8 protein-coding genes are annotated in these 9,500 nt (G+C 67.6%); 5 read left to right on the plus strand and 3 right to left on the minus strand.

The annotated features are described in order from the left end of the window. Positions 1–15 precede the first annotated feature (15 nt). The 3 genes from GORHZ_RS14565 to GORHZ_RS14575 are packed head-to-tail and all read left to right on the plus strand — an operon-like array spanning position 16 to position 5,575. Entirely contained in the window at positions 16–1,476 is a 1,461-nt protein-coding gene (locus GORHZ_RS14565; RefSeq protein WP_006334237.1) for a DUF3375 domain-containing protein, read from the plus strand. Continuing rightward, complete coding sequence (locus GORHZ_RS14570; RefSeq protein ID WP_006334239.1) at positions 1,473–2,231, plus strand: DUF4194 domain-containing protein; 759 nt, start codon at positions 1,473–1,475, stop codon at positions 2,229–2,231. Before GORHZ_RS14565 ends, GORHZ_RS14570 begins: the two co-directional genes overlap by 4 nt. Beyond that, positions 2,228–5,575 (plus strand): ATP-binding protein, encoded by a 3,348-nt coding sequence (locus tag GORHZ_RS14575; RefSeq protein ID WP_040532022.1) that lies wholly within the window; start codon positions 2,228–2,230, stop codon positions 5,573–5,575. Before GORHZ_RS14570 ends, GORHZ_RS14575 begins: the two co-directional genes overlap by 4 nt. Positions 5,576–5,582: 7 nt before the next feature. On the opposite strand, the gene GORHZ_RS14580 is transcribed toward GORHZ_RS14575, so the two are convergent. After that, complete coding sequence (locus GORHZ_RS14580; RefSeq protein WP_040532024.1) at positions 5,583–6,293, minus strand: cutinase family protein; 711 nt, start codon at positions 6,291–6,293, stop codon at positions 5,583–5,585. 193 nt (positions 6,294–6,486) lie between these two features. Between GORHZ_RS14580 and mdlC the strand changes: the two genes are divergently transcribed. Next, positions 6,487–8,124 carry a benzoylformate decarboxylase gene (gene mdlC, locus GORHZ_RS14585; protein ID WP_006334245.1) on the plus strand — a complete coding sequence of 546 codons (1,638 nt, stop codon included), beginning with the start codon at positions 6,487–6,489 and terminating at the stop codon, positions 8,122–8,124. Positions 8,125–8,154: 30 nt separating this feature from the next. Here mdlC and GORHZ_RS14590 read toward each other — a convergent pair whose 3' ends face one another. Further along, a complete protein-coding gene (locus GORHZ_RS14590; protein ID WP_006334246.1) occupies positions 8,155–8,910 on the minus strand; it encodes an FAD:protein FMN transferase in 756 nt (251 codons plus the stop codon). After that, on the minus strand, positions 8,907–9,140 hold the full coding sequence (locus GORHZ_RS31655) for an FMN-binding protein (protein ID WP_245551428.1): 234 nt from the start codon (positions 9,138–9,140) through the stop codon (positions 8,907–8,909). The genes GORHZ_RS14590 and GORHZ_RS31655 overlap by 4 nt, the downstream gene beginning before the upstream one ends. Positions 9,141–9,153: 13 nt before the next feature. Here GORHZ_RS31655 and GORHZ_RS31660 point away from each other — a divergent pair, with 13 nt between their 5' ends. Next, entirely contained in the window at positions 9,154–9,354 is a 201-nt protein-coding gene (locus GORHZ_RS31660; RefSeq protein ID WP_245551429.1) for a hypothetical protein, read from the plus strand. Positions 9,355–9,500: the final 146 nt, after the last annotated feature.

The raw sequence follows: 9,500 nt of genomic DNA on the forward strand, positions 1-9,500 counted from the left end.
ACTCGTGAGGCGGCGATGGAGAGTGCGGAGCAACCGACGCCGAGACAGGCGTGGGAGGCGAATCGGTCGATCCAGAAATCGGCGGCGGTGAGGCTGTTCGCCGCGAACAACGCCGCCCTGTACTGGACCTTGATGGAACGCCACTTGGACTTCGGCGCCCGGCTCGGCGAGACCGAGCTGGCGATCCGACTCGAACGCGACCTGGCCGAGTTCGGTATCGACGATCAGTCCAGCGGCCTCGACCTGATCAAGTCGTGGGCCAAGCAGGGATGGCTGCACCGGATCACCGATTCGGCCGGACCGAGCACCCAGAATCTGTGCTACCTGACCTCGGAGGCCCGATCGGTCCTCGACTATGTGCGGCGCCTGCGCCGCGAGGACAGTGTCGCCACCGGCGGCTCGATCAACGGCGTCGCGGCAGGTCTGCGCCGGGTGGCGGGTCGGGTGACCGACGACCCCCGTCAGATCCGCGACGAGATCACCCATCAGATCTCCGAACTCGATGCCGAGCTGGCCGAACTCGACGCCGGCCTGCGACCCGACCCCGACCTGCGCGGTGCCGAGGACGAGGCCCGGGCGATCGCCTATCAGATGGAACAGATCATCTCCGACATCGGCCAGTACGGGACGATGCTCGATCGGATCACCACCGCCCTGCTCGACGACCCGCACGATTCGGACCTCGCCTACCGCGATCGGCAGCGGCAGATGTTCGACGACTACGAATCGCTGCTCGAATCGTCGCAGAGCGCCTCCTATCACGCGTTCGCGCACATGATCCAGGACCCGCAGCAGCGGGCCCGCCTCGCCGCCGACATCTCCACGGTCACCCACCGGTTGCCCGGGATCGACGCTGGACTCCGCTCGGTGATGGACAACTTCTTCGCCCTGGTCACCCAGCAGATGGCCGAGGTCGGCAAAACGCGTCAACGATGCGCCCGCCGGATCCGCCGGTTCGTCGCCACCGGCACGCTGGAACAGAGCCGCGGTGTCGCGCGCCAGCTCAACGACGCGCTCGCGACCGCGAACGACCTGCTGAAGACCTCCCTGACCGATCGTCGTCTCGGCTACGAACTGCCGCTCGCGACACCCGCGATCACCTCGGTCGGTCGCCTCGCCTTCGAGATCCGCGATCCGGCCCCGCCTGCACCCGTGCAGCCCGCGACCGGCGGCGCCGACCTCGCCTCCTTCGCGTCGCTGGCCGGTCAGGTCGACACGGTCGAACTCACCGAGGTGGTCAACAGTGCGGTGGCGGCAGGGCCAGTCGCCCTGTCGGACGTGCTCGAGCGGATCGGCGAGCCGTATCTCGCCCACGTGATCGTGCTGTGGTCGTGGGCGCTCAAACAGCCCGGCAACGCCGACCGGCGGCCCGAGGTCGTGCGATTCCGGTCGCTGGAAGGGGAGGACCGCGTCATCGAGGTTCCCGCATTGACGTTCACCGAACCGATTCCGACCGCGGAGGTCGACGCACTGTGACCACTGACTTCCAGACCCCGGACGAGTTCGCCGGCTACGACGATCTCCCGGCCGTCCCGACGCGTGGGACCGACGACGACACCCCGAAGGTCCCGCGCTTCGACGGTGACCACAGCGCACTGACCGATCGTGCGTGCTGGGCGCTGCAGAATCTGCTGACCCGCCGCTACGTCAGCGGTGACCGCCATCCCCAGCTGTGGGCCTGGGTCGTCGAGTATCAGGACGCGCTGCGCGTGCGCCTGTCCGAACTCGACCTGCGGCTGCGGATCGTCGACGAACTCGAGGTCGCCTTCGTCGAGCAGGCGTCCTACGAGTCACGATGGGGGAGAAGACTTCTCAAACGAGAGACGATCCAGACCTATGATGCGATCCTGGCCCTGCACCTGGCCAGATATGTCCGCTCGGCACGCGACGAGCATGTCACGATCACGCGTGAGGACATCCACGAACTGTTCGCCGGGGTCACCAACACCATCGACCGCGACCTGGCGCTGTTCGACCGGCGCATCGACCGCGCCATCGACAAGCTCGAGGAGATGGAGTTCCTCCGCAAGCACCGCGACGACCCGGACACCTTCACGGTCAGCCCGGTCATCTCGGCGGTCATGACGGCTTCGGTGATCACCGACCTGCAACGACAGTTCGAACAATTCATCGGCGCTGGGGAGACCGGCGACGAGGTCGACCCTGCAACCGGGACGGGCGGTCCCGACCTGGACGAAGACGGCGACGAGGACGAGGGAGACGATTGGTGAGCGGACGTGCAGACCAGTACCACCTGTCCCGCTTGCAGCTGATCAACTGGGGGGTCTTCGACGGCTATCACTCGATCCCGTTCAGCCCCAACGGGTCGCTGATCACCGGATCGTCGGGGAGCGGCAAGTCGTCGCTGCTGGACGCGATCTCGCTGGCCTTCCTGCCCGATCACCGACGCAACTTCAACGCCTCCGGCGACGCCACCGCGGCCGGATCGTCGAGCGGTCGGCGCACGGTCGGCAAGTACGTGCGCGGCGCCTGGGGTGAGCGCCGCGACGGGACCAACGCCCACCGCGAGATCATGTACCTGCGGGGCACCGGCCCGGCGTGGGCGGCCATCGCCGTCACCTACACCTCGAGTTCGGGGACCTCCATCACCGGCCTGGTCCTCAAGTGGCTGGCCGCCGGCAAGCTGACCGACGCCCACAGTTCCTACTTCATCTCCGACGGCGACGTCGACATCGTCGAGGTCTGCAACGAGTGGGCCGCGAGCAACTACAACTCCGCCCGCTTCCGGGACCGCGGCTGGCGTGGCGGTCCCGGCGAGGGCAAGTACCTCACCGCCCTGTACTCCTTGATCGGCATCCGCGGTTCCGAAGCAGCACAACAACTTCTGGGCAAGGCCAAGTCGCTCAAGAGCGTCGGCGGGCTCGCCCAGTTCGTCCGCGAGTTCATGCTCGACGAGCCGACCAGCATCGTCGGGATCTCCGACGCCCTTGAGCAGATCGATCCGCTGGTCGAGGCCCGGGAACTGCTCGACATCGCGCGCCGCAAACGCACCATCCTCGGCAACATCGAGACCGTGCAGGAACGCTACGTGACCGAGGCGGCCACCTTCACCGTCCTCGACACCATCGATTCCGCGGCGGTGCGCAGCTACCTCAACAACCTCCGCCTGCGCACGGCCGAACCGGAGGTCGCCGACCTCGACGACCAGATCGCGCGCCTGGACGCCGATCTGTCCGCGCTCACCGCGCAGCACGACCAGCTGCGTACCGACCACAGTCATCTGCTGTCGCGGATCGCCACCTCCACCGGCGATCTCGCCCCGCTGCAGGAACAACTCACCGCCGCGCATAAGGTCGGCAACGAGGTCTCCCTGCGGCGCGCGAGCTACGAGCACAAGATCTCCGCGCTCGGCTGTGCTTTGCCCGACGACGCCGAGGATTTCTGGTCGTTGCGCGCGACCCTGATCCAGGACGCGACCCGCATCGACGGGCAACTCGAGGCCGGGAAAGGACACTTCGCCGATTCCCTGGCCACCGAGGTCGCCGCCCGGGCGCAACGGGACGCGGCCCAGACCGAGCTGAGTCGGGTGCAGCAGGCGGGGTCGGCGCTGCCGCGCGCCGAACACGAGATGCGCCGCATGATCGCCCACGCCCTGCAGATCGACGAATCCGAGCTGCGCTACGTCGCCGAGCTCGTCGAGCTGCGTGGAGACCAGGAACGCTGGCGGCTGGCGGTGGAGAAGGTCCTCCGTAATGCGGGCCTGCGGCTCCTGGTGCCCGACAGGCACTTCCGCGCCGCCCTGCGGTTCGTGAACACCCACGACATGCGAGGCCGGATCCAATTGCACCACGCCGAGACCCGGCCGGCTCCGACACCCGACCCGGGTACGCTGGCCGCGACCTTGCGTGCCGTCGACCCCGACCACCCGTGCTCGGCCGAGGCGCTGTCGATCCTGACCCGGCTCGGCAACCACACGTGCGTCGACGACCCCGCCGAGTTCACCGACCACGCCAAGGCGGTCACCGACACCGGCCTACGCAAGGATTCGGCGAAGCTCGCGATCAAGGACGACCGCATGGCGCTGCGGCCCTCGCAGTACATCTTCGTCGGGAACGTCGACGCGAAGATCGCGGCGTTGCAGGCCGAACTCGAACATGAGCAGCACGCCTACGACAGCGCCCGGGAGGCCAGCGCGGCCCTCGACCGCGAGCGCACCGAGAAGGAGCAGCGGCGCGACGCCTACCGCCGGGTATGCGAGCAGTTCACCCAGTGGAGCGAGATCGACACCGATTCGGCCGACGAGCGCGTCGATCAGCTCACCGAGCAGTACGAGTTGCTGATGTCCGAGCACCCCGACATCGAGGCGCTGCAGCGCAAGGCCGAGGATCTCTGGGAGCAGGTCCGGGCGGCGATCTCGCAGGCCGCCCTGGTGCGCGACAAGATCGCGACCCACGACGAGCGGCGCACCCGCCTGCTCGACCTGATGGACCGGCTCACACCCGAAGATGTTGCGGCGCAGGCGGAGAACACCCTCGATGGATTCCGCGAGGAATCCGCGGCCACGCTCGACGTGCTCGCACCCGAGCCGTTCCGGCAGGAGCTGATGAAGGCGGTCACCAAGGACCGTGACCGGATGCGTGCCGACGCCCGGCGCTCCCGCGACGAACTCGCCCGCATCCTCGATACCTACGACGAGGAGTTCCCCGACGCGATCCCCAACGACAGCGACGATTTCGATGAGCGCATCCACGATTACGTCGCGGTCTGCCGTCGTATCGACGAGCGTGAGTTGCCCGCCGCCTACGAACGGATGCGGCGACTGATCACCGAGCAGGCCCCCGGCGCCATCCTCAGCCTGCACATGGCCGCCGACGCGGAGGAACGGCGCATCGTCGAACAGATCGACAGGGTGAACTCCGGCCTGGGCGCGGTGGCGTTCAACCGCGGCAGCCGCCTGCGGTTGCGTCCGGGCCGCAAACACCTCACCGCCGTGGCGGAACTCACCGATAAGGCTCGCCAGATCGCCCAGCGCACCACCGCGGTCAGTTTCGGTGACGAACAGGCGATCCTCGAGCAGTACGCCGACATCCTGCTGCTGCGCGCACGGCTGGCCGGCGCCACACCCGAGGACCGGCAGTGGACGCGCGACGCCCTCGACGTCCGCAACCGCTTCGACTTCTACTGCGAGGAACACGACGCGGCGACCGGCGAGACGATCCGCACCTACAGCAACGCCGGCGACAACTCGGGCGGTGAGCAGGAGAAGCTGATGGCGTTCTGTCTCGCCGGAGCGCTGAGCTTCAACCTGGCCAGCCCGAACGGTGACGACAACCGGCCGATCTTCGCCCAGCTGATGCTCGACGAGGCGTTCTCGAAGTCGGATCCGCAGTTCGCGCAGCAGGCGCTGTCGGCGTTCCGCAAGTTCGGCTTCCAGCTGATCATCGTCGCCACGGTGCAGAACACCAGCACGATTCAGCCCTATGTCGACAACGTCATCATGGTGTCCAAGACCGAGGCGGGCGGCGATTCCCGCCCGACCGCCACCGCCATGTCGACGTCGATCCGCGCGTTCTCGGACCTGCGCCGATCGAGTGGGGCGCAGCTGCCGGTGTGACGGTCCTCTACACACGGGCCGCGACGAATCGCGCGGCGTCAAACATCATCCCGTTGACCGAATACAGGACGTGCAGGGCGTTGGGCCGGCCAACCGGTGCCCCGTCGCAGACGATGTCGCCGGGAATGCAGTACCGGACGGTGCGGTCGGCGAACGGAACACCGATTCGCAGTGCGGGCGCTCCGATGTCGCGCAGCCAGCGGGCCGAGGGTGGGGCGACGAGCACGACCGCGGCGACGTGGCGGGCGACCGCGGGTGTCAACGGTGCCGGGACCCGCGATGCGTACTGCGCGTATCGGGGAGCGAGTGAAACCCGCTCGCCGACAGCGTATCCGGCGACCACCGCACCTTGTGAATAGCCACCCAACACGATGCGGGTGCGTGGGCACGTGGCAGCGACGAACTTGATCCGCCCCTGGGTGTCGTCGATACCGTTCACGACGGTCTGCGCGAAGGCGAGGCGATTGCCGAAGTTGCTGCTTGCCGGGTAATTCACGCCGTAGGCGGCGACGGACCGGCCGGGCAGCTGCGAGCGCACAGCCTCGACGAAGGAAAGGCCCGTCAGACCGATCGGCGGCAACGACTCGACGGTGCCGCGTGCGAACACCACCTCGACATCGGGACAGGCCTGTGCCGACGCCGTTGGAGCCACGACGGTTCCGGCTCCGGCCACGACGGCGAGGAAGGCAGTGAGCACCAGGAGCAGCCTCGTGAACATGCTGCCGATGGTACTGGGGTTCCGCGCGCCGGGACGGCGACCGCACGGTCGAAAACGCCCAGCCGACCGTGCACGGTCTGGTAGGTTGCAATTCGGACATGTCGAACTCCGAACGGCATCGTCGGTGCACGGAGGATCACCTGGCGACGTCGCCGTGATCCGGTCGAGGTCGACGTGAAGGGATCGGGCATTCATGGATGTTCCGAGTGTGCGCGAGGCGACCTACGGCCTGCTGCGCGAATTGGGATTGACCACGGTCTTCGGGAATCCGGGTTCGACCGAAGAGACCTTCCTGCAAGGTTTCCCGGACGATTTCCGCTTCATCCTCGGGCTCCACGAAGCCAGTGTGGTTGCCGTGGCGGACGGATACGCACAAGCGACACGCTCACCGGCGCTGGTCAACGTGCACACTGCCGCGGGTCTGAGCAACGCGATGGGCACTCTTCTGACGGCGGCCCAGAACCATACCCCGCTGATTGTGACGGCCGGTCAACAGACCCGCGAGATGCTGCTGTTGGAGCCATGGTTGGTCAACGCACAGCCAGAGATCCTGGCCCGGCCATGGGTGAAATGGTCCTATCAGCCGGTACGGCCGCAAGACATTCCGGCCGCGTTCATGCGGGCCTACGCGGTGGCGTCACAACCTCCGGCCGGGCCGGTCTTCCTGTCGCTACCGCTCGACGACTGGGATGCCCCGTCGACAGTTCCGACCGTGGTCCGCGGGGTGACGCTGCGCGTGGCACCCGATCCGGCGCGGATCGCCGAGTTCGCGAGCGCGATCTCGAGTGCGGCCAATCCGGTTCTGGTGCTCGGTGCCGACGTCGCACGCGGCGATGGGTGGAATCAGGCCGTCACCCTGGCGGACAAGCTCGGTGTGCCGGTGTGGGCGGCGCCCGCTTCGGAACGTCCGCCGTTCCCGGAGGATCATCCTCTCTACGCCGGAGGATTGCCGTTTGCCCAAGGGTTGTTGTCGGAGAGACTCGATGGGCATGACTTGATCATGGTCATCGGTGCACCGGTGTTCCGCTACTACCCGTGGGTCGGGGGCCCCTACATTCCGGACGGATCCCGGCTGCTCCACATCACCTCGGATCCGGGTGAATCGGGACGTGCACCCGTCGGGGACAGTCTGATCGCCGATCCGGTCCTCGCTCTCGAGGCACTGTCAAGCCTGGTCGCAGCCCGCTCGACGCAGGCGACGGTGGTGACCCAGGCACATCGGATGGCGCCGCATCCGCCGGCTGAGCACGATGTGCCGGACCCGGATGAGGACTCGGAGCTGACGGCACGGTCGCTGTTCCGCGTGCTGCGGGCGGCAGCACCGACCGACACCGTGCTGGTCGAGGAATCGCCCTCGAATCTTGCCGACCTGCACGCGGAATGGCCGGTGACCGAACCCGACGCGTTCTGGACCTTCGCCAGCGGCGCGCTCGGATGGAACCTGCCGGCCGCCGTCGGGATCGCACTGGCCGAACGTGATTCCGGACGCAATCGTCCGGTGCTGGCGGTCATCGGCGACGGGTCTCTGCAGTACTCGATCCAAGCGCTCTACACGGCGGCGAGGTACGCTCTGCCGCTCGTGGTGGTGGTCCCGAGCAACAACGAGTACGCGATCCTCAAGGCGTTCGCCGTGCAGGAGAAGAGCCCGGGGGTTCCGGGTCTCGATATCCCCGGCCTGAGCTCGGTGTCGTTGGGCGAGGGATACGGTGTCACCGGGGTTCGTGTGAACACTGCCCGCGGCGTCCGCGACGCGTTGGCCGCGGCCTGGGATCGCGATGGCCCGACTCTCATCGAGGTGCCGATCGACCCCATGGTGCCCACCCTGATGTGACAGCGGTCTGCCGGTGGCAAGTGCAGTGCATCACGCGGGAAGTCGCGCCAACCGATAGTTCATGCGATCCGGGTGCCGGGTGAGGCAGTCGGGATCGACGAAGCAGGCGGTGGCCCAGATGTCACACCAGACGAGATCCGGCCCGGTGACCGTCACCGATCCGGTGTCCTGAACCGGTGTGTGCGTGCGGGGATCGATGATGTGGGTGCCGCGGGCACCAGTGCCGGATGTGGCGACGGCACCGTCGACGAGCTCCACGGTGGCGGCGATCGCCCGCGGATTGCCGGGATGCTGAATCCCGATCCGCCATGGGCGTGCCGGTGTCTGTGGCCCTCGCCCACAGAGGATGTCGCCGCCGGCGTTGATCGAGAAGGCGACTCCCTCGAGGCGGCGCAGATGCGCGGCGGCCTCGGTCACCGCCCAGCCCTTCACCAGCCCGGTCGGATCCCAGCCTCGTGTGCCGTCGGGTCCGACGAGATCTGTGGTGAACGCGCCTCCGGTGGCACGCTCCGCTGCGGCGCACCAGGCGGCGACGTCGTCGAGCCATGCGTCGCGCTCGCCGGTGAAGGTGCCCGCCCGCAGGCGCATCAGTTGGCTGTCCGTGTCCCAGGTGCTGAACGTCGCATCCGCCCGACGGAGGTCCGCATACGTCGCGGCGACCGCGGCCTCGACGTCGGGTCGTCGAGGATCCTCGGCGCGCACGTGGATCGAGATGGGCATGCCCATGATGTGTTCCACCCACGCGCGGGTCCTCACCGTGTCGCCGGGAGCGGTCGGCGCGGTCATTGCAGGTTCGCCTGGTCGATGGCCTCCTGGAGGCTCTGGATGTAGCCGACCGAGGTGACCGTGGCGCCGGAGACCATGTCGATCTGAGCGCTCTGCGCGTCGATGGTCTCCTGGATCAGGATGGGCAGCGCCCGCGAGTTGATCTCGATGTCGCGCTGATCGCTCGCCGGGTAGACCGGCACGGTCACTTCCGTGATGGTGCCGTCCGCCACGGTGATCTGCACCTGCACCGGACCCCACCTGGTGTTCACTGCCGAACCGGTGAACGTGCCGCCGGATGACACCGAACTCTGGTCCGAGGTGGAGGTGTCCGACCCGGAGGCGCCCGAGGCGGAGTCGGGGTCCGGTCCGGTCCCCGAACTCGATGACGACGACGATTCGGTGGCGGCCGATCCGGTGACCGTGGCCACCGACGGGATCGTCGACTGGTTCGTCGAAGTGTGATAGCTGAACAGCAGGACGACGATCGTGACCGTCATCAGCAGCCAGAGAGTGATGCGTCGCATGATGGGCTCAGATCTCGAAGTATTCGCAGTGGATGGAATCGGGCTGTGCGCCGGCCCGTTTCGCGGCGGCCCGGACGGCGGTCA

The organism is Gordonia rhizosphera NBRC 16068 (assembly GCF_000298195.1).
Taxonomy (GTDB): domain Bacteria; phylum Actinomycetota; class Actinomycetes; order Mycobacteriales; family Mycobacteriaceae; genus Gordonia; species Gordonia rhizosphera.